Below are 19,253 nucleotides of genomic sequence, written 5' to 3'. Positions count from 1 at the left end.
CCTTCCTCGGTGATGCTCCAAGCCCGGTTCGCGCACCACCAGCTTGTGGCCGAAGATATCAAGATCCGGCGCACGTTCGGCGAACCGCTTCATCCGTCCGGTCCATCCCTGGCCACTCGTATAGAGGATGGCAAGGTGCTGCTTGATGACCTCGAGGCCGGCGCGTTGCCCGACATCGAGGCCGAGGGCGACCCGTGCTTGATCGGCAGGGTGCCGAGGCCGACCGGTTTCGCAGCGATGGGCCGTCCGGTATTGGGTCAAACGCATCGACTTTGCGTTGCAAACTCTCTCAATTCGGTCAGCGCGTTTATCTCTCGATTGAATTCCTTAACGTCGCCAATTCGAGGAACTTGTCTGCTTGCCGTCTCAGCTCTTCGGATGCCATCGCCGGTGTGGTCTGTACACTTGACACGACCGTGACTCTGACCCCCAAACGCTGAACCGCTTCGACGAGGGCACGAAAATCGCCGTCGCCAGAGAAAAGGAACAGTTCATCCAGTTGCGGAGCGATCTCGAGCGCGTCAATGGCGAGGTCTATACCAATGCTGCGCCTCGACCTCCTACCCTCATCCTCATGGCGCCTGATCAACTTCGTACGAACGGTGAACCGATTGACCTCGAGCCAGTCAGTGAGACGCTGAACGTCGCCGGCCGCGCTTTCTCTTATCGCCAGGTAGAAGTAAGAACGGACAATGCTCCCGGATTTTTCGAATTCCAGCAACAATCTTTTGTAGTCGATCTCGAAGCCAAGGTTTCTGGCCGTCCGATCCAGATTGGCTCCATCGATGAAGAGCGCTCTTCGTCCTGTCATGCCTCTTGCTTCCGCGGCGATCTGAGCCGCCTGCTTCTTCGCGCCAACGTGCGCAGGGTCCCTAATGATCTCCCGAAATCCGAGGCAATACTTGGAATTGGTGGAACGGCGGCGGAGACGAAAGCGTCCACTCTAGCGTAGTCGCGCCGGGTCCCCACGGGTTGCTCGCTGCCCTCCCTTTCCGGACGAAGGCATACACCATGGTTACGAAGAACGTGATCAGACCGGCGGCGGAGAGATAGGATCCGATGGAGGCAATCTGATTCATGCCGCCGAATGCGTCCGGATAGTCTGCTATTCGTCGCGGCATTCCTGACAATCCGAGAAAATGCATAGGGAAAAACGCAATGTTGACGCCGACAAACGTCAGCCAGAAGTGCAGTTTGCTGAGGGTTTCCGAAAACATGTATCCGGTCATCTTCGGAAACCAATAATACCAGCCTGCAAAAATTGCGAACAAGGCGCCAAGCGACAGGACGTAATGGAAATGCGCAACGACGTAGTAGGTGTCCTGCAGTGATCGGTCGATGCCTGGATTGGCAAGGACAACGCCGGTAACTCCTCCGATCGTGAACACGAAGATGAATCCGATTGCCCACAGCATGGGCGTCCTAAAGGTTATCGATCCACCCCACATCGTCGCTATCCAGGAAAAGATCTTAATGCCCGTCGGCACAGCGATAACCATGCTGGCCAAGGCGAAATACGCCTGCGCGCTGCTGGACATGCCGACGGTGTACATATGATGGGCCCAGACGAGGAATCCGATGACCCCAATCGCAAGCAGCGCATAGACCATCCCGAGATAGCCGAAGATCGGCTTGCGGCTGAACGTGGAAACAACATGGCTCACGATGCCAAAACCCGGCAGGATCATGATGTAGACCTCGGGATGACCGAAGAACCAGAACAAATGCTGATACAGGATCGGGTCTCCGCCGCCTTCGGGTGCAAAGAACGTCGTTCTGAAATTACGGTCGGTGAGAAGCATGGTGATGGCGCCCGCCAGTACAGGAAGAGACAGCAGCAGCAGGAAGGCCGTAATGAGGACCGACCAGACGAACAGCGGCATCTTATGCATTGTCATGCCGGGCGCTCGCATATTGAAGATCGTCGTGATGAAGTTGATCGAGCCGAGAATCGACGACGCACCCGCGAGATGCATCGACAGGATCACGAAATCGACTGCCGGTCCCGGATGACCGGCGGTCGACAACGGGGCGTAGAGCGTCCACCCGGTGCCGGCGCCGTCTGATCCAGGCGCGCCCTCGACGAACATCGAAATGATGAGCAGAAAAAACGACACCGGCAGCAACCAGAATGAAATGTTGTTCATACGCGGAAACGCCATGTCCGGCGCTCCGATCATGAGCGGCACCATCCAGTTGCCGAATCCGCCCATCATCGCAGGCATGAGCGTGAAGAAGATCATGATTAGGCCGTGGCCTGTCACGAATACGTTGTAGATATGGGGGTCCGTGAAAATCTGCAGGCCGGGAAGCTGCAATTCCATCCGAATCAAAACCGAAAAGGTTCCGCCGATAAAACCGGCACATATGGCGAGCACGAAGTACATCGTGCCGATATCCTTGTGGTTAGTCGAATAAAGATAGCGACGCCAGCCGCCTGGGTGTCCCTGCCCCCCATCGTGCGCGTCACCGACTGTCGACATGGTTGTCATCGCCAATTCCGATCAAGCTTGGAACGCTAGACCTGCTTGCCTCACGACCTTCAAAGCAAGTGGTTGCATCTATCTTCCATCAGAGCGCCCGAGCGGCAATCGATTTTAATTGCAGCTTAAATGCATGATTCTTGATCGTTGAAATTCGCGTCCTTCTTACAGGCCGACATCAGAGACGTTGCGGTCCACGCTCCATTTGGATGGCGCGATGTCACATGTGGCTCTCTGGCGATTGAAGACTTGGGCCAAAGGAGCGGGACCAGCCTCTTCGCCGGCACCGGAGCGCCATGTCCGCTTCAGACCAAGCGAGCCTTTGCGCCCGCTGCCCGCGTCATTCGCCTAAGATCGCCAGGAAGGCCTCGAGTATCTGGGAACCACCACCGGATACATCTCGCGGACCTTCCGAAATTCGCGTGCGATCTCTTCGTAGCCGACTGCGTCGAGGAAGTCGCAGATCACCGTTTCGGCGCTACCGTGCACGTTGCAGCCGTCGTTGCTCCGTTGCAGCGATTTCAGTTTAGCGATCGTGTCATGCTTGATGACAGTGTGCTCGAATTGCGGTTTGGGCAAAACCGGCATTTCAACGTACTCCCCTTTCCGGCACGGCACGAAACTGTCTTTCCACCACGCCTTCACGTCGAAATCGACGTCCCTCGATACGGTCGTTCCGTCGCAGGACGGGGTCTCAAAGCCCGAGATAAGCACGTCGGACTTCTGGATCTTCGATGAGCTGCTTGGCGGACCCGCTGCGAGCGATATGTCCGCTTTCCATGACGTAACCTCGGTCGGCAACCGACAGAGCCAGATTGACGTCCTGTTCGACCAGCAGAACTGTCACGCCCTCGCTGCGGATCGCCACCAGCGCATCGATCAACTGCTCCACAACTACGGGTGCCAATCCCAAGCTCATCTCGTCGATCATCAAGAGGATCGGAGCGGCCATCAATCCGCGGGCCATCGCGCACATTTGCTGTTCGCCTCCCGACAAGCTGCCGGCAAGCTGACGCCGGCGCTCCGCCAGGCGCGGAAATAGAGAGTACATTCTGTTCAGGTCTCGGCTTATTCCAGTCTTGTCCGCGCGTACGAACGCGCCCATCAACAGATTGTCCCGTACGCTCATGCGGTCGAAGAGCTGACGACCTTCAGGAACCTGCACGAGGCCGGCTCTAAAGGCACCGTCGGACGTCATCGGCAAGAGATCCCGGGAATTCAAGGTCATGCTGCCCTGGCAGGGAAGCACGCGCGACAGCGCGCGCAGCAGAGTGGTCTTGCCCGCCCCGTTGCTGCCGACCAGCGCCACGACCTCGGCCGCGTAGATCTTCAGGGTTACGTCCTGCAAGACCGGCATTCCGCCGTAGCCCGCACTTACTCCGCGCACGTCAAGCAGCGGGACCACTTTGGCTGCCGGGTCCGGTTTCATGCCCGCCTCTTGCCGAGATAGGCCTCGACGACCGTTTGGTTTGACAGGACGCGGCCCGGATCGCCCTCGGCGATCTTCACGCCATGATTCAGCACCAGCAGCCGATCCGACAGACTCCTGATGGCCTTGATGACGTGCTCGATAACGAGGATGCTGATCCCCTCATTGCGAACCTTGCGGATCACTTCGATCACGTCTTCAATCTCGACCTGATTGAGACCCGCCATGACCTCATCGCACAGAAGAACCTTCGGCTTCATTGCCAACGCCTTCGCCAGTTCGAGCCGCTTGCGGCCGGGCCCCCCCAATTGGTCGGCGCGCTGATCGATATTTCTGGCCAGTCCGACGAACTCCAGCTGAGCGCGGGCCTGCTCGCGGGCTTTCGCCATTTGGGCCTGTCCGCCTCCCCGTCCGAACAGTGCGCCCACGGCGACGTTGTCCAGGACCGATAAACCGGGAAAGGGACGCATGATCTGGAAGGTGCGGCCTATGCCCAGTCTCGCACGGCGATATGCAGGCAAGTGGACAATGGACCTTCCTTCGAAGAGGATGTCGCCGGAGCTGGGAGCCAGCGTTCCGCTTATCAGGCTGACCAGCGTTGATTTGCCTGCACCGTTCGGACCGATCAGGCCGAGGATCTCGCCACGCAGCAGCATGAAGCTGACGTCGTCGACGGCGACCAGCCCCTCAAAGCGCCGGGTGACGTGGCTGATTTCGAGCATCGCCGTCATAGCTGATGGCTCCGAATATTTTCGGCGAAGTAACGCCAGCCCATGCTGCGAAAGCGCCGCAGCACGTCGGCCAGGCCGCGCGGCATCACGACGACCGCAACGACAACGACAACGCCGAAGAACAGGCCCGCGAGACTGGTGATCTCGCTCGACAGAAGCTCGGAGACCGCCGAAAGCGAAAGCGCCCCGACGACGGGGCCGAAAACCGTCCCGGGTCCGCCAAATACCGCCATGATGATCATCTTGACGTTCAAGCCGATATCGAATGCGCTTTCCGGGTCGATGAACGTAACCCAGTAGGCGTGAATGCCGCCCGCCAGCGCGCTGAATACGCCCGAGATGGCAAAAGCCACGGTTTTGTAGAGGGTCGTATTGACGCCCATCACCGCCGCGCCTTCCTCATTTTCGCGGATGGCGATCAATCCAAAGCCGAAGCGGCTGCGCGTCAGCCAGTAGACGGTCAGGGTCGCGAGCACGAGCAGCAGCAGCGACAACTCGTAAAACAGCGGGTCGTTGTTGAGGGGCGGCAAGACGAGTCCGATGTTCCGCCCGGCCAGTTTCACGTTGGAGACGATCGCGGCCATGACCTGGGCGAGCGCCAGCGTCGCGATCGCGAAGTAGTGCCCCCGCAGCCGCAGCACCGGTATCCCGATGAGCACGGCAAACACGGCCGCAAGCGCCGCGCCGAACAGGAGGCCGACCCCGAAAGGCAATTGCCACTGCACCATCGCGATGGCCACGCCGTAGCTACCGAGCCCGTAAAAAACCGAATTTCCGAAGGAGGCATAGCCCGCATAGCCCCCAATGACGTTCCAGCCTTGCGCCAGAACGGCCAGAAGCAGGGCATTGATGCCAAATTGGATGAGCACGTCCGAACCAAACCACGGTACCGCTGCCAGGACGGCAATCGCGGCCAGAAGTAGCATGGTGCGTGCCGCCTTCATGCCGCTTTCCCGAGCAGACCGTTGGGGCGAACGATCAGCACCAACACCAGCACGCCGAAGCTTGCCACGTCGGAGAAGGTCGATCCGATATAGAGTGCTGTCAGGGACTCCAGGATTCCCAGGAATAAGCCGCCGACGATCACACCGAGCGGATTGTCCAATCCGCCGATGATCGAGATGGCAAAGGATTTGGCCGTCAGCGCCGCGCCGATATAGGGATTGATTTGCGACACCGTTCCGTAGAGGCCTCCGGCGGCGCCAGCCAGCGCAATCCCGATTCCAAACGTCATGGCGTAGAGGTGCCGGGGCTCGACGCCGTACAGCCGGGCCGCGACCAGATTTTGCGCGGTGGCGCGGATCGCACGTCCGAGCCGTGTGCGCAGCAAGAATAGCCACATGCTGACCGTCAGCACGATTGCAATGCCGAACGCCAGAAGACGCGACACCGGCAGTACCACCGTTCCCAAGGCGATGCTGTCGCCGACATAGGACGGGTTGATGGTGCGAAAGTCGGCTGAAAACGCCAACTGAGCCAGGTAGGTGAGCACGACCTCGATCCCGAAGGTCACCAGCAGAGTGTTGAACATCGGGGCCCTGACGATCAGGTTCAAAAGGCCTCGCTGCACGCCGTATCCCACCGCAAACATCACCACGGCAGTCAGCGGCAGCCCCAGAAAAGGGTCGATGCCGACATAGGTGTAGAGGTACCAGGACACATAGCCGCCGAGCATGATGAACGCGCCATGCGCAAGGTTGACGATATTGAGGACGCCCCAGACCAGGGCGAGACCGAGCGCCATCACGGCGTACAGACCGCCGAGGAGCATTCCGTTGACAAGAACTTGCGCGAGCAGGTCCACATCTTCCTCTTCTCAGCCGAAGGCCCGTTCGCAGTCTGCCTAGCGCACGTCCCAGGCCGGCATGGGATATTTCGGCGGCGCGATCTTGCCCTTGCCGCCGAAAATCGCGACCAAGCGGTCACCCTGAACCTGAATGACCGTCTGGGGCAGATCGATCTGGCCGTTCTCATTGAATGCAACCAAACCATAAAGGCTGTCGAACTTCACTTTCGAGAGCGCGTCGCGGACCTTCGCGGGATCCGTCGAGCCTGCCATTTCCGCGGCCTGCACAAGAGCTTCCACGTCGGCGACGCCGGAAGCGGCATGGTAATCGGGATCGTAGCCGAACTTCGCCTTGTAGGCGGCCGCGAACTGCGCGGCATCGCCAAACCAGCGGTCCTTCAGGTCTGCCGAAGGCAGCCAGGCCGTCATGCCGAAGGCGTAATCGGCATCCTTGCCCAATGCCTTGCGGAAATCCTCGCTGGGAACACCCACAGTGAAGGAATACATCTTCGGAGCGACCGCCAGGCTCTTCGCCTGTCGCACGAAATTCAGGATCTCGGTTTCATGACCGGCGACCAGGACCGCATTAATGTTCTTGCTTTTGATCCGCGACAGAAGCGAACTGAAGTCCGTGGCGTTCGTGCTGTATCGCTCGTCCATGACCAAGGTCAGACCCGCCTTCTTCAATTTTGGTCGAGTCCCCTCCGCCACCGAAACGTCGAAGGCATCGTCCGCGTACAGCAACGCGACCGATTTTGGCGCAGGATCGAGCCCCTTCAACATCTCGACCGTCGAGCCAAAATAGTTGCTGGCCGGCGCCAGCGTCCCGAAGATAAACTTGAAGCCACGCGAGAAGATCTGGTCTGACGCGCCGCCCCCCTGCACCATGGGAATTCTGTACTTTTCGGACACGGCCGAATCCGCCAGCGCGAAATTGCTCGCAAACGGCCCCAGCAGGAAATCGACCTTGTCCTGCGATACCAACTGCGTGTACTGACGCACACTCAAGTTCACATCGGACTGATTGTCGTAGAGCTTGAGCGCGAGCTTGTACGTTTCATTGCCGATCTTGACGCCGCCCGCGGCATTAACGCGATCGACCGCGAGTTGGTAAGCGTCGCGATAGTAGCGGCCGGTATTGGCGACCGGACCCGTCAGCTGTACCGACGCTCCTAAGACAATCTCCTTTGCAAGGACCTCGCCTGACGGCATTGAGACGGCTGCGGCAAACAACAGGAGAACCGACAGGCGGGAGATTCTGAACACGAAGTTCATGCTTTCCTCCTCGCCTTTGCTTGCTGCATCGGCGTGACGCTGCTCGCCGCCCGCTGGGGCTTTATGGCGATCAGAACGCTGCAGGGCGGCTGGTGTAAGATCGACTCGCCGACCGATCCGTTCAGCCACCGAGCAAGGGCCCCTTGATCGCGATGGCCCACGACAATCAACCTGGCGCCCATTTCCCGGGCACACAGCACTATCTGTTCGGCCGGCCTTCCATACCGGATCTCGCTGGTCGCGACGCATCCGGCGCGCTGAAAGCGCTTGACGCCCTCCTCGAGCACTCTCTGCATCACAAACTGCTGATTTTCGGGGATATAAGCCATCGCTTCCCCGATGAGCATGCTTTCGGCACCATCGACGACCGCCAGAAGATGAACCGTCGCACCGCACCTTGATGCCAATGTCTCGGCCTGCGCCAGCGCCTCGCGGCCATCGGGCGACCCGTCGAAAGCCAACAAGATTTTCTTGTACATGTAGGGCTTCCTCTCCGTACCTCTGTGCGCGACCAGAACACCCCGGGCCGCCAACGCATCTGGCAATCTACGGCGAGAGCGGCAGGCTCCTTCATCGACACGTTCAAGATACCCATCGAGCCTTCAGGACAGTCTCTGCCCCACTGACCATTGAAGACCCGTCGAGGCGTTTTGAAAGACCACTTTCTGAAGTTCGCGTCATCTCAGCATTCCTCTGCAGCACGCGCTCGGCGCCAACGATCTTCACGATCAACCCGCCATCAACGTATGTCTGGGATCACGTTTGACAAACGAAAAGTATGAACACTTGATATCGGTTTTGTTGCTGCGAGGTATCGCATGGCAACACCGCACAATCCGAGAGTGCTTCAAGACGTGACAGGTTGACGAAGCGACAAGAGAGTCGACACTATCCGTTTGAACGGCGACCTGCATCGAACTTGCATTAAATCGGCAACGAATTTTCGTCTGCCTCGTTCAACCACGGATGAATACAGTTCTCTCAAGCACGCAATAACGCGGCGCAGGTCCGCCCAAGGAGGTTTCGATGCCGCGAGACGTAGTACGCCCGCTTGCCCATCGTCGTGAGCTTCTCACCGGCGGCGCCGCTATCGCCGGTCTTCTGCCTCTCTCCAACAGCGCGCTCGCGGCCGTCAGTCGCTCGCGCCTCAACAAGGGGAAGACCCGGACCGGCAAGACTTCCGAGACGGCGGCCACGCTTCGCGATTGTTGGATCGGACACATTTTCTGGGTAAGAGCCGTCTCGCTCGCGACCATCGAAAAGCAAGGAGCGATCGCAAACACGGCAGAACAACAAGCCGTTGCCAACGCTCAATCCATCGCGGCGACCATCGAGCCATTCTATGGCGCAACGGCCAAGGACGCCTTCTTCAAGCTCCTTGCAAGGCACTATGGTGCCGTAAACGCCTATCTTACAGCGACGGTCGCTGGCGACGCCACCAGGCAAGGCGCGGCAACTCAGTCTCTGACTTCAAACGCAGAAGAGATTGCAGACTTTCTGAGCAAGGCAAACCCATATCTGCAGAAGGATGCAGTGAACGGCCTGCTCCAGGCCCACGGTAGTCATCACATCCAGCAGATCCAGCAAATGACCGATCACCAGTACGACGCCGAGGCTCAAACCTGGGAAGAGATGAAGAATCACATCTATCAGATCGCAGATGCCACCCCGACGCTCTGGCAAAGCAATTCGCCGACAAGTTCTCCTGACCTTCGACGCAGACAACGAGCACGGAGAAACGCTGCTCGCACACGACCCATTCTTGCCGGCACGAGGGGCAATGATATCAGAACTGGCAAAAAACACGGGCCGAGCCCCGCGAGCTCGGCCCGAACGAAACGGCGTTCAATCGGATGTGAAGCGCGACCTCGACAGCACGGACGTCATGCGCGGCCATGCGACGCTGCAATTGTGTCGCACGGAACCGAACCCTTCATGAACGGGACTGACTGCGCGATACATGCCGATCGGCACGGGCTGGCGATCTTGCCGAACTCGCTGTCGACCGGAGGACAGTCACGCAGCATGGCTCGCCGCTTGCTGAACACCAGTCGACCGAGTGGCCTTCCGACAATCCTATCAAGGCTGCTCCCAGGGGACTCAACACCGAAACCGCGTTCGGTTGTATCGACGTTTCGTCGGGCATGACGAGGACGACCTGCCTTGTCGTGCCGGTAACATTATCGCGCACGTCCACATGCGAGTTGACTGCTACGACGTTCTTTGGAAGCTCGTCATCAGGGACGATTTTCGCCCGAGATATCTCCCGTAGTACGTTCGACGCGGACGACGCCATACGGCTGTTCGTCAGCGCGGAAATGGCGATGGCGTACAGCCTGTCCCGGTCCGCCTCAGAAAGCATGACTGGGGGAAGTGCAATCGGATCGTCGGGCGTATTCATTGCGGACTCCTGGCGGGTCGAACGTTGCTATTTTCGCTCACGGCTCGCTCAACACAAGCGAAAAACATTGCGCGTCACGATCAAGAAAATTGATCTATCCTCATGAATCTGACGCTTAAGCGTCGCCTCGATGTGTTCAACGTTTCAAGCGCCGCCACCGTGAACTCCGGCGCCCGGCGAGAGTTGACGACCGACCGCCCGATCAGGTCCTTCACCAGAGGTCCCCATGGAAAACGAACTGTTGTCTGAGAAAATTCTCGATCAAATTGCCGATGCCGTCATCTACGCAGACCGATCCGGTGACATCGCGCGATGGAATCGCGCTTCGGTGGCCATGTTCGGCTTCTCCTCGGAAGAGGCGCTCGGACAACGTCTCGATCTGATCATTCCAGAGCATCTGCGCGCTCCGCACTGGCGGGGCTTCGACGCAGCTATGTCAAGCGGCGTAATGAAGCTGCAAGGTCGTCCGACTTTGACCCGAGCCCTACATAAGAGCGGACGCAAGCTTTACGTCGAGATGACCTTTGCCCTCGTGAAGGGCGACGACGACGACGTGCTTGGCTCGGTGGCCATGGCCCGCGACGTCACCGAACGCATCGAGCGAGAGCGTTCTGCAGCACGCACGACCTGACTTCGGCCGTCGTAGCCGATCGCATCTTCGCTTCACAAGGTCAGGAATGAGCGACATGCGCTTGGTGCGAGCGCACCCTCGTGCACACACAAGCCAACAAGATTCTTGATGCAAACTTGCAATACTTTTCGCTTGTAGAACTCGGTCGAATGTCCGGTACTGATGTGCGGCAGCTCCCAGACATCGATGGCCCAATGAGCCAAGGACTGCAGACCCTTCTCGTTCTCGCAGGGAAACGACATCATGCGAAAAGCCCGGTTACCCCAACAGACAAACACAGACGTCACGATCCGGCAGTTTGCGCCCTCTTCTCTCAAGGCGAAAGCGCTCGACTCCAGCTACTTTGGCTATTGGTCCAAAGAGGAGATACTGAGCTTTCTCAAGCAGCTGCTTAGTGGAGAACACATCGGCCTGACCGCATACGCGGCGATCGGTCGTGCGGCCTGCACCGATCTTGCAGACCTGGCCTTGGAGGCCGAAATGGGCCAGGGAGCGATTTGCATCCTGCTCAGAAAGGAGATTGCCGCGAGAGGTGGGACCGGCATGCTTCGCGCAAAAGCGGCGGACTCCATTCCCGGTATCGATTGCAGCCTCCGAAGCCGGATAAGATTCGCAAGCCGCAATCAGGCCATGCTGGCCGACATGATCGAGGATGCCGTCGTGGACATCTTCGATTCCAAACTGAATGCGAAGCTCATCTACTTGCTGCTGCTACACCGCAAGCAAGTCGAGCAGCTTGAACGCATAGCCGCATAGCCCGCGTGGGGCCAGCAGTCCTTTCGTGTCGCGCGACACATGCAGAAACAAAGGGAGATTGTCGTGACCGCCAGAGAGTCTTTTGCACAGCGGGAGAAGAAAGAGATCGACCGTCAACTGAATCGGGAGCTGGAGGATACATTTCCGGCAAGCGATCCCCCCAAGATTACCCGCTATTGCGCGAACTCGCATGTCGCCACGGGCGATACATGGCGGGGCGCCCGTGTGCCCAAGTTGCGACTGAAGCACCGATCAATATTGTGATGCTCAATCAAATGCCGCCGACGGCGCGCAGGACGCCGCGGCGCCGATGAAGCAATGAGGTCATGGGAGGGTATCATGGCCGGACTATGCGGGCTCAACTCTCAATACGATGCGTTCCTGTTTGCCTCGATATGCGAGACAGACCAGAACAACTTGAGCGTCTTGTCACTACTCGCACGCCATGACGTCGATCCCTGGTAGGAGGCGGCTCGCCTAACCAACCTTTCAAAGGCTCAGGCGATACAAAGCTTTGCCGCGACGATTTCACAATCGAAGAGCGAGCAATGGTCTCCGTCGGAGGCACTCGTGCTGGCTGGTCGCCTGATCGATCTATTGCCGTCGCATGGCCCTCCCTCATCGGCCGCGCCCTGGGCAGAGGATGGGATCGGTGGATTGACGGTGTGGGTGGTCGTCGGGGCGCTATTCATCTCGATCGCCGTTTCGGGAAACAACGTGCGGAATTCGACCAGTGAACCCGGCGAGCCGATCAACGTCGTCAGCAAGACCGCACCGGCGAGTACGGTCGCACGATCATCGAGTAGAATCGGAACAGATTAGATCGTCGCTCGGAATCGAACGGACCGGTCGAGAAAAGGGAGAGGCATCGATGGGAAGCAGGATTGTCGCGGAGAACATCAAGTTGAAGCGCGCATACGATATTGTTCACTCCGGTGACGGCACGCGAATTCTGGTAGACCGTCTTTGGCCCCGCGGTGTCACGAAAGTGGACGCGGCGATCGACCTGTGGGCCAAGGATATTGCGCCTAGCACCGGGCTGCGGAAGTGGTTCGGGCACAATCCCGATCGTTGGCCCGAGTTCCGCCGCCGTTACTCGGAAGAGATGCGCCGGCACCGCGAGCGGCTTGACGAGCTACGCGCCCTTGCCCAACGCGGGCGTATTACGCTCGTTTTCGCAGCGCGTGATGCTGCTCACAACGATGCCGTCGTTCTTAGGGAGTTCTTGCTCGGCCGGAGCACCTCCGGAGCGTCTTAGTCTCGCTCGCATTCAAACGCCAACCGAGCGCGATGCGAGACTTGACTATCTCCTGATTAGGAAGGTTTTCTCGCGATCTCGATGGGTCAAAGCCGAGTTCGCGCGGGGGATATTTAGAAACACCGAATCGCAGGGCCCGCGCGCCTGGATCGGTGCGTTCAGTAGTCTCCGACGATCAAGAACCGCTATGACTGCGCCGTCCTCATGGCCCAGCGCCGCCGCCGGCAGTGGGAATTCAAAGAAGCCGCTACAGTGATCCGCCGGGCGAGCCGCTTCCGAGTGGGACGCCCGTGGTGATGCGCGCGCGCCAATGCTGCCGCATAGTCACACCTTGTCACATCGGCCGGCGATTTGCTTTTCGCCGGAGCGCTGATTGTTCACCACATCGTCGGAAGCTAAAGCCTCGGCCGCGTGCTCGCATCCGGCGCCACGATCCGTTCGCACACGCTTCACAGACACGATACCGATCACATTCATCATCCTCGTTGGCGCCAGGCGCCTAGGCGGAGAGAATAGGGAAAGACCGTCAGGGCGCCAATGATCCGCGGCCGCGGAAGCGACATGGGCCGGACCGTTCTGCCCTACCTGCTTCCCCTAGCTGGAGCAGGGCGCGTGATTTTCGGCGGATCGCTCGCGGGGAATGTTTGTTCCAGCTGCCTGTCCAATTCCTCATCCAGTTCCCGCCACTCGCGCTGTTCTCGGGTCTCGATTTCTCTTGTCACGACTACTCTCTCCTATTTCGGCGGGCATCGAAGCCCGCTGACCTATTCTCCGCGACCGCGCTGATGCGCGGCTTGGGAATGGATACCTGCGGCTACCCTCTGCGAGGCAGCGTCCGATCAGCGTGCGGCGGGAAGGACCGCGAGGATGTCCACCTTGAGCGAACGCTGGGCCGCTCCTGTCACGCTGGCGACCAACGCCCGAGACTATCCGGACCGGTTGTTGGTCCCCATCACCAGCAGGTCCGACGTATGCGAGACGACGCTGCCGATCACTGCATGGGCAAGCCCTCGGTCCGCAGAGACCAGCGGCTGCTCCCGAGGTCGCGCGACACGATGCTCATCGGGTGGCGATCGACGAGTGTATCAAGGGCGAGAACGAAAGGGCGCTCGCCCGGCTTGTGCGAGCATGCCCGCCTGCCGCAAGGCACGACTCGAGCTGGTGAAGAGTTTGCCGCAACAACAATATTCATTTCAACATCCTCGGGGGCTGTAACCGCAAGACGAGGCCCTGCCTCACTGCGGAACCAGATTGGGGGCTTCGGACATCCGGGCGCGAGCAGGCGCACGCCGGTTCACGAGCGGATTTGTCGATACCCCTGCGGGGAGAATGATTGGAAACTCGATCAAACATGATTGCTCTCATGTATGCTCTAAAGACGCGATCCCAAGGCAGCTGCGGACTTTTGCCGCACAGTCAAATTGCTGCGAACTCGATTCAGGCGAGCATCATCAGTCGGCGCCAGACCAGGAAGGGTTGGTGGTGCACCGGGGTTCGACAAAAGGAAAGACTGAGGCTGCGCGCTCGGTAGCCACGTTTGAGCCTCATGGGCGTTAAGCTGCTTGCGTGCTCTCAGACTTCGCCACTACAAGCACGCTGCATGGCAGTTGAGGCAAGGTCGATCCATCTGCCGGGCCATTCAAGTAGCTGGCGAGCGCTCCTTGATCTCGGCGACCGACGATAATCAGATCCGCGCCCATCTCAACGGCGGCGAGAATTATCTGTTCTGCCGGCTTCCCATAGTTCAGCTTGCCTGTTGCCGCGCATCCGGTGCCCGCGAGCTGCCTCACAGCCTCGTCGAGCAGTGCCCGCGTTTCAACTCCCTGATCCACGAAAAAAGATGCCCCTCCTTCGACGGTGAGCATTGGCTCGGGCGAGTCAACGATCGAAACGAGATGAACTGTCGAACCGCACGCGGCTGCCACATTCTGGGCATGAACGAGTGCGTCGCGGCCATCCGGTGATCCATCAAAAGCCAGGAGAATCCTTTTGTACATCAGAGTCCTTGGTTTGAAATACGTTGAAGCTCGGAACATCGGCGGCCACGCAATGGTTCCTCGGGTGCATGGTCTGTCGGCATTTTTGCCGCTCCTGACGCGCGGACCACGTTGAGATCAACCTACACGTCGATCAACATTTGACAAACGAAAACCATCATCGGCTGATGCCGATTGGCCCAATGAAAATGGCAGGAGAATTCTTCAGTCTAACGACCATAGGCGCACGGCTTGCCGGCTGTTGCACCCAGCATTCTTATCGATGAGAACTCGCAGCATTTTTCGTTTGCAAGACTCGCACAATGGACGACAACTCAGGAGGCCCCATGGGGACGCCGAACGCGGACGATCGCAACGGATGCAATGCCTCTGCCGCTCGAACATTTCGCTAAGCATGCGATCGGCATCCCCGCGCTCACAGCGCCCCAACTGACATTGCTCCTTTTGGCAATTATTGTCTGCCTAGGCATTGCCCTGGTGTGGACCCTTTGGGAGATCGAGCACGATGCGACTCCGCGACACAATCGACATCGGTCGGATTAGGTATAGCAATTGCAACCCAGCAATGAGCTGATTGGATCAAAGTGGACGCGATGGCATCCATCGCGCCCACTTTCTCCCTTCGGCGCCCGGCTAGTCTTCGCGGCCGACCTTGAGCACGGTGAGCTCGCGCCTTTTGCCGGTTCTGGTACGGAACGAAATCGTCTGATTGACCGAAAGTCCCAGAAGTGCGGCGCCGACCGGCGTCAGCACGGACACAGTCGGCGTGCAATATCGGCATCAAGCGGATACACAAGAACTATTTCTTGAACCTTTCCGGTCTGTTCATCCCGAAATTTCACTTTACTGCCGAAACTGACGATATCGGGACGCAATTTATCTGCCGGGAGGACATGCGCCCGCTCGAGTTCCTCCCGAAGATATTCGCACACCTCGGCCATCGGCCCGCTTGCAATCGACGAGAGCGCCGATAGTCTAGCGAAATGATCAGCATCGATGGCAATTGGCGGTCTCATCTCAGCTACTTTGTCGCGCTCCATTTCCCAATCCTGAAATCTTATCGAGCTATCCAGCTCTGTGCCAACACAACCGCTCCTAAGCCGCCTGAGGGCCGTCGTCATCGGGCCCCGGAGAGTTAGTGGAAGTCCGACGGGCGCTGCGACGGGATTGTACCGGAAACAACACGGGTGCTCCCGCTGGTGCCAGGACGCTTTCGACAATCACGGAATGAAGCCCGCCCTCCAGACTGAAGAACTTCATGCGCTGCCCAACGCTCATTCCGAGAAGGGCGGCACCAAGCGGTGAGAGGACCGATAGTTCCATCAGCCCGTTTCTAAGATCGTGCGGGCACACCAGGATTTTGCTTTCGGGCTGCCGACCACCATCGACCCTGTAGGTCACCCGCTCGTTGAGACGCACAGTACCATCCGGTACCTGGTGCGTATCGAATACGACGGCCCGGCGAATCTCTGACATCAGGAATTTGCCTACCGGATGACGTTCTTTCACGGCATCATCGGCTAACCGTTCAAGCCGCGCATGGTCTTGTCGCGCTATGACGATCGAGGGCAATTGCTCGGTGGAATCGAATCGGATGTTTGACATCGCGCAATACTCCTCAGTTTTCACAAGCTAGTAGGACGCCTTCGTCCGCCTCTTGGCGTTCAGGGGGGGCTAGACATATGCTTTGCATCCTCCGGGTTAGGTCGATCAGATTGTTCGCGTGCTGCCCAGCCCATCTAGCTGATTTCGATAATACGCGTCTGAAACCTCGATCGCTTCCATTCCAGTTTTGGCGCCTGCAAGTCGGGCAAGATATGCAAATGACTGCAACGTGTTGTTACCGGCCAGTTGCACGGTTTTGCGACTATGGTCTGCAATGGTCGCAACTACATCGCTCGCGGCGTTCATGTACGATCGCCCGATCTCTCTCGCCTCTGTCATCGTTTGACTCCTTCGGTGTTAGCTCGATAGTGCGGCAAGTCGCCGGTCGCCAAATGACCGAGCTTCGTATCGCGCCGCACCCTTGCCGACAGGCTCATGTCATACGAGCGCAGCGCTTCTACGCACCTCGTGACAGAGCAGGAAAGATTATTGTAAAAATAGTTATCCCGGACAGCCATTAAGGCGATCCGGGTCACCTGCCAATTTGCAGGTGGCCCTCGACGCAATATTGTTGATCGATCGCAATGATAATCATGCCAACATACTTGGCGCGACGGTCAGCGAAATCAAGATACTCCGTTGGTCCGCGCCGTTTTGTCGTGAACTGCCCGCACGGTCGTGCGGTCAGGTTGGCCCTGTGGCAATTGCACAGCGCGGTTTGTAACTCTTCTCTGACTTTTGCCACGCTGCCGCATTGGATCTGTGTCGCTCAACCCAGCGTCTTCATTGCATTGAACTGTCAAATAAAATCGTTTGTCGTCGAGGGCGGCCGATGGGAAGGGTATGCTCTCCGGGACAAGAGTACCATGACCAACGCTGAACAGAGACGTCCTGACCGACCGTGCATAGTTCTAACGAGAATGGACCGACAAAAGCTGCTCAGGCTGCTTCAAGACTTTCCGACGAGGAGCGTCGATACCGATTGCCTTCTTCGAGAGGAGATTGATCGCGCCGATATGATTTCAGACACCACCGCATGGAGTTCGGCCGTCAGACTCGGGTGCGAGGTGAAGTTCGTCGAGATTGGAACCTCACATCTTCGTCGCGGTCGTCTCGTTCTTCCGGACGAAACCAGAACCGCTAACTGCATCTCGGTTCTAAGTCCGATTGGCACCGCCCTCCTTGGACTTGGACCTGGGCAGTCAATTCGTTGGACCGAGCGCGGTAGGGAACGAAGCCTCGCGGTACTTGAAGTGCGAGCGAGCGGAGTTTCACCACAGACCTAATCGGACCGTCGCCATTAGCGCTTCGCCAATGCTGACGCGATTGCACGTGTTCTTGCTGAACGAGTCGCCACGCTTTCCTGTCGAGCTACTTCCCGACGCCTGCAGCCTTGCGCAGCGCGACGAGTGCCGCCTCCAAAGCTGCGGCATCAACATTTGTCGCGTGTGTGGCATAAACGGGGAATGAGAAGCGAGGCGCGCCAGGAACCAGGTGAAGTGCGCCCTCGGCAAGATATGACTGAACCGCGTGCATTCGGAAGTATCCGGAACCTCCCTCCATGAGGATATAGCTCAGCGCAAGCGGACCGAGATTTGTTACAAGGCTCGGCACCGCTTCCGGAAAGCTCACCGCATGACGAAGAGCGAACTCTGAACCCCATTCGACGTGAACATATCGAGGATCATTCTCGTGATACTTTGCGAGATCGGTTGTCACCAGAACGAGTTCTTCCTCCATGACCAGATCGACCTCCAACCCTGGTCGATGTTGGGGAGCGTACATGATCGCGATATCTACAAGCCCGGCAGCAACGTGCGTAACCAGATCCTGAGGAACGTCGACGTGAACGCGAAGTGCAATGTCCGGGTGTGATCGCCTCATCGCCCTCACCCACTCGATCAAAAGCGGTCGCCATAAGCTAACTTCGCTTCCAATCGTCAAGACAGCGCTGTGTCCTTCCGGCACTGCGACTTGCTGTTTTGCGCGCTGCCACAATTGCACGAAAGTCGGCGCGAAACGAAGGAACTGTTCACCAGCCGGGGTGAGGCTCGCACCGCCCTTGTTTCTAACGAACAGCGGCCGCCCGAGCTGCTGCTCAAGGAGGCGCACACGCGCGCTGACCGTAGTCTGCGCGACATGCAAGCGGTCGGCAGCTTTGATGAAACTACCGGTTGACACGATCTCGATGAACGTTCTGGCGAGTTCGATATCCATTGTCCCATAGCATAGTTGATGCAGCAAAATGTCAAACTGAATTCGTTTTTTGCTTGTTCGTGCGATGACGGGGATCGACCTCCGGTCAGGCCGTCATTCCTCATGGCTTGCCCCGCCGACACAACGCAACGGGGAGACGACTGAGTTGGCGCGGCGGCGAATTGGCCAACGTTCCACAAGCGCGGCCCGCAGGGAAAGTTTCCGCCATCCCGATCCCAAGCAGATCAAGATCGAGTCCGACCGCATCTTCTTGCGCAAGACCGGCTGATCCCAATCGCGATTCATCGGCGGATCGCAAGATGAAGAACGCCACGTGTCGACCATCGCCGGCGCATGGTTCGTGTCGGCGCAAACGACGTTGGAGGCGATCATTCCGGCCACTCGGGATTGCGGTCGGGATCGGCATCGGAGGCCCCCAGCCGGCCGTTCTCGCCGACGGGGCAGCGTTCGACATCCCGCGGCCTGCGCCAACCGAACCGCGCCTGCTGGAAGCGCCCCTCGGACCGTCCACCGCGCCAAGAACCACGGGTGATCGTCAACGAGGACGTGAACGAGCAGATGGCGAAGGCAGATCGCCGCAGAAGCTCCGGGATCGAGCCAGACGATCGGCCGGAAGCAGAAACGTCGGTTCACGTCGAAATCTCTGCAGGTAATCGAGGTAGTTTGCGCAAACAAAGACGGTCG

23 protein-coding genes are annotated in these 19,253 nt (G+C 58.6%); 4 read left to right on the top strand and 19 right to left on the bottom strand.

Features of this window, described 5'->3' with window-relative positions; translation table 11 throughout:
* Positions 1-307 precede the first annotated feature (307 nt).
* From ACFQX9_RS28155 to ACFQX9_RS28110, 10 genes are all read right to left on the bottom strand, one after another.
* Entirely contained in the window at positions 308-811 is a 504-nt protein-coding gene (locus ACFQX9_RS28155) for an NYN domain-containing protein (protein WP_204512669.1), read from the bottom strand.
* 61 nt (positions 812-872) lie between these two features.
* Positions 873-2,492: a cytochrome c oxidase subunit I gene (gene ctaD / locus ACFQX9_RS28150; protein ID WP_204512670.1), complete on the bottom strand. Its 1,620-nt coding sequence runs from the start codon at positions 2,490-2,492 to the stop codon at positions 873-875.
* Positions 2,493-2,831: 339 nt separating this feature from the next.
* Positions 2,832-3,197, bottom strand: a complete 366-nt coding sequence (locus tag ACFQX9_RS28145; RefSeq protein WP_204512671.1) for a hypothetical protein — start codon at positions 3,195-3,197, stop codon at positions 2,832-2,834.
* Positions 3,178-3,912 (bottom strand): ABC transporter ATP-binding protein, encoded by a 735-nt coding sequence (locus ACFQX9_RS28140; protein WP_231189887.1) that lies wholly within the window; start codon positions 3,910-3,912, stop codon positions 3,178-3,180. Before ACFQX9_RS28140 ends, ACFQX9_RS28145 begins: the two co-directional genes overlap by 20 nt.
* The gene (locus tag ACFQX9_RS28135; protein ID WP_204512673.1) at positions 3,909-4,643 is read right to left on the bottom strand and encodes an ABC transporter ATP-binding protein; all 735 of its coding nucleotides are present in this window, start codon (positions 4,641-4,643) and stop codon (positions 3,909-3,911) included. The genes ACFQX9_RS28140 and ACFQX9_RS28135 overlap by 4 nt, the downstream gene beginning before the upstream one ends.
* Positions 4,640-5,587 (bottom strand): branched-chain amino acid ABC transporter permease, encoded by a 948-nt coding sequence (locus tag ACFQX9_RS28130; protein WP_204512674.1) that lies wholly within the window; start codon positions 5,585-5,587, stop codon positions 4,640-4,642. Before ACFQX9_RS28130 ends, ACFQX9_RS28135 begins: the two co-directional genes overlap by 4 nt.
* Positions 5,584-6,447, bottom strand: a complete 864-nt coding sequence (locus tag ACFQX9_RS28125) for a branched-chain amino acid ABC transporter permease (RefSeq protein WP_204512675.1) — start codon at positions 6,445-6,447, stop codon at positions 5,584-5,586. The genes ACFQX9_RS28130 and ACFQX9_RS28125 overlap by 4 nt, the downstream gene beginning before the upstream one ends.
* 39 nt (positions 6,448-6,486) lie before the next feature.
* A complete protein-coding gene (locus tag ACFQX9_RS28120) occupies positions 6,487-7,641 on the bottom strand; it encodes an amino acid ABC transporter substrate-binding protein (RefSeq protein WP_377791186.1) in 1,155 nt (384 codons plus the stop codon).
* Positions 7,642-7,700: 59 nt separating this feature from the next.
* Positions 7,701-8,183 carry a universal stress protein gene (locus ACFQX9_RS28115; RefSeq protein ID WP_204512677.1) on the bottom strand — a complete coding sequence of 161 codons (483 nt, stop codon included), beginning with the start codon at positions 8,181-8,183 and terminating at the stop codon, positions 7,701-7,703.
* A gap of 1,454 nt (positions 8,184-9,637) precedes the next feature.
* Complete coding sequence (locus ACFQX9_RS28110; RefSeq protein WP_377791185.1) at positions 9,638-10,000, bottom strand: GreA/GreB family elongation factor; 363 nt, start codon at positions 9,998-10,000, stop codon at positions 9,638-9,640.
* Positions 10,001-10,331: 331 nt separating this feature from the next.
* Here ACFQX9_RS28110 and ACFQX9_RS28105 point away from each other — a divergent pair, with 331 nt between their 5' ends.
* Both ACFQX9_RS28105 and ACFQX9_RS28100 read left to right on the top strand, forming a co-directional pair.
* The gene (locus ACFQX9_RS28105; protein WP_204512679.1) at positions 10,332-10,736 is read left to right on the top strand and encodes a PAS domain S-box protein; all 405 of its coding nucleotides are present in this window, start codon (positions 10,332-10,334) and stop codon (positions 10,734-10,736) included.
* Between the two features lie 243 nt (positions 10,737-10,979).
* Positions 10,980-11,492 carry a hypothetical protein gene (locus tag ACFQX9_RS28100; protein ID WP_377791168.1) on the top strand — a complete coding sequence of 171 codons (513 nt, stop codon included), beginning with the start codon at positions 10,980-10,982 and terminating at the stop codon, positions 11,490-11,492.
* A 497-nt stretch (positions 11,493-11,989) separates the two neighbouring features.
* On the opposite strand, the gene ACFQX9_RS28095 is transcribed toward ACFQX9_RS28100, so the two are convergent.
* Positions 11,990-12,259, bottom strand: a complete 270-nt coding sequence (locus ACFQX9_RS28095) for a hypothetical protein (RefSeq protein WP_377791167.1) — start codon at positions 12,257-12,259, stop codon at positions 11,990-11,992.
* 104 nt (positions 12,260-12,363) lie between these two features.
* On the opposite strand from ACFQX9_RS28095, the gene ACFQX9_RS28090 reads away from it, so the two are divergent.
* A complete protein-coding gene (locus tag ACFQX9_RS28090; protein ID WP_204512682.1) occupies positions 12,364-12,750 on the top strand; it encodes a DUF488 domain-containing protein in 387 nt (128 codons plus the stop codon).
* Positions 12,751-13,074: 324 nt separating this feature from the next.
* Here ACFQX9_RS28090 and ACFQX9_RS28085 read toward each other — a convergent pair whose 3' ends face one another.
* From ACFQX9_RS28085 to ACFQX9_RS28060, 6 genes are all read right to left on the bottom strand, one after another.
* A complete protein-coding gene (locus ACFQX9_RS28085; RefSeq protein WP_204512683.1) occupies positions 13,075-13,230 on the bottom strand; it encodes a hypothetical protein in 156 nt (51 codons plus the stop codon).
* A gap of 1,073 nt (positions 13,231-14,303) precedes the next feature.
* Positions 14,304-14,747 (bottom strand): universal stress protein, encoded by a 444-nt coding sequence (locus tag ACFQX9_RS28080; RefSeq protein ID WP_204512684.1) that lies wholly within the window; start codon positions 14,745-14,747, stop codon positions 14,304-14,306.
* A 633-nt stretch (positions 14,748-15,380) separates the two neighbouring features.
* Positions 15,381-15,500, bottom strand: a complete 120-nt coding sequence (locus ACFQX9_RS28075; protein ID WP_231189863.1) for a GreA/GreB family elongation factor — start codon at positions 15,498-15,500, stop codon at positions 15,381-15,383.
* Complete coding sequence (locus ACFQX9_RS28070; RefSeq protein ID WP_231189861.1) at positions 15,494-15,787, bottom strand: hypothetical protein; 294 nt, start codon at positions 15,785-15,787, stop codon at positions 15,494-15,496. Before ACFQX9_RS28070 ends, ACFQX9_RS28075 begins: the two co-directional genes overlap by 7 nt.
* 55 nt (positions 15,788-15,842) lie before the next feature.
* A complete protein-coding gene (locus ACFQX9_RS28065; RefSeq protein ID WP_204512685.1) occupies positions 15,843-16,352 on the bottom strand; it encodes a GreA/GreB family elongation factor in 510 nt (169 codons plus the stop codon).
* 105 nt (positions 16,353-16,457) lie between these two features.
* Positions 16,458-16,691 carry a hypothetical protein gene (locus ACFQX9_RS28060; RefSeq protein WP_204512686.1) on the bottom strand — a complete coding sequence of 78 codons (234 nt, stop codon included), beginning with the start codon at positions 16,689-16,691 and terminating at the stop codon, positions 16,458-16,460.
* Between the two features lie 245 nt (positions 16,692-16,936).
* On the opposite strand from ACFQX9_RS28060, the gene ACFQX9_RS28055 reads away from it, so the two are divergent.
* Entirely contained in the window at positions 16,937-17,638 is a 702-nt protein-coding gene (locus tag ACFQX9_RS28055) for a GreA/GreB family elongation factor (RefSeq protein ID WP_377791165.1), read from the top strand.
* An 85-nt stretch (positions 17,639-17,723) separates the two neighbouring features.
* On the opposite strand, the gene ACFQX9_RS28050 is transcribed toward ACFQX9_RS28055, so the two are convergent.
* Together ACFQX9_RS28050 and ACFQX9_RS28045 are read right to left on the bottom strand one after the other, a co-directional pair.
* The gene (locus tag ACFQX9_RS28050; protein ID WP_204512688.1) at positions 17,724-18,569 is read right to left on the bottom strand and encodes a LysR family transcriptional regulator; all 846 of its coding nucleotides are present in this window, start codon (positions 18,567-18,569) and stop codon (positions 17,724-17,726) included.
* Positions 18,570-18,662: 93 nt separating this feature from the next.
* The gene (locus tag ACFQX9_RS28045; RefSeq protein WP_204512689.1) at positions 18,663-18,941 is read right to left on the bottom strand and encodes a hypothetical protein; all 279 of its coding nucleotides are present in this window, start codon (positions 18,939-18,941) and stop codon (positions 18,663-18,665) included.
* Positions 18,942-19,253 lie beyond the last annotated feature (312 nt).

The organism is Bradyrhizobium sp. GCM10028915 (genome assembly GCF_042666195.1).
GTDB lineage: Bacteria > Pseudomonadota > Alphaproteobacteria > Rhizobiales > Xanthobacteraceae > Bradyrhizobium > Bradyrhizobium canariense_D.
Note: the sequence above shows the minus strand (reverse complement) of the source record. Positions and strands in the feature narration are given on the sequence as shown.